This is a genomic window from Stenotrophomonas pictorum JCM 9942 (assembly GCF_001310775.1).
GTDB lineage: Bacteria > Pseudomonadota > Gammaproteobacteria > Xanthomonadales > Xanthomonadaceae > Stenotrophomonas > Stenotrophomonas pictorum.
Genome location: NZ_BAZI01000701.1, coordinates 1 through 820, shown reverse-complemented (window position 1 = coordinate 820; position 820 = coordinate 1). Strand labels below are relative to the sequence as shown.

The window sequence follows — 820 nt, the reverse complement described above, 5'->3', positions numbered from 1 at the left end:
ATAGGCGTCTCTGATCAGCAAGTAGCCCGGGTAAGCAACGCGCACCCGGGATTTCTTGGATACCTGCATTGCGGTGTTTCCCCGGGTGCGGCCGATGGCCTGACCCGGGCTACCCGGCTGCTCGGAACGTCGAGCTCTTTGCCAGAACAGCGAAGCAATCTGCTCGGCGCGCCGGGTACCCGAGCTCGGAAGACGGAGCTTTTTGCCCGGACGACGGAGCAATCTGCCCGGAGTCCCCGAGCTTTTTGCTCGGCGTGCGGAGCTGTTTGCTCGGGCCGCCGGGTACCTGAGCTCGTAATGCCGGGCTTTTTGCTCGGTTGATGGAGCAATTTGCCCGGAGTCCCGAGCTTTTTGCTCGGCGTTCGGGACTATTTGCTCGGCACGTCGAGCTTTTTGCTCGGAGCGCCGGGCTACGAGCCCGGAAGGCGGGGCGATCTGCCCGCTATCTACCCAAGATCTGCCTGCCATCAGGCCGCTATCTACCTGCGCGACGCCCCACCCTCACGGGCTCAGCACCGTGCTGTGCCCCAGTCCGCGGGTCTTGCGTACCTGGATCTGCACCGGGATGCGTTCCTTGACGGCATCGACGTGGCTGATGACGCCGATCAGCTTGCCTTGGGCGTTGAGGCTGTCCAGTGCGTCCAGGGCGACATCCAGCGAATCCGGGTCGAGGCTGCCAAAGCCTTCGTCAAGGAAGAAGGAGTCGATGCGGGTCTTGTGACTGACCAGATCCGACAGCCCCAGCGCCAGCGCCAGGCTGACCAGGAAGCTCTCGCCACCGGACAGGGTGCGGGTGTCGCGGCGGGCGTCGGCCTGCCAG

1 protein-coding gene is annotated in these 820 nt (G+C 64.5%); it reads right to left on the bottom strand.

Features of this window, described 5'->3' with window-relative positions; genetic code table 11:
• Window positions 1-501 precede the first annotated feature (501 nt).
• Window positions 502-820: SbcC/MukB-like Walker B domain-containing protein (locus tag JCM9942_RS17150; protein ID WP_304941176.1), on the bottom strand; the 319-nt coding region annotated here is incomplete at its 5' end.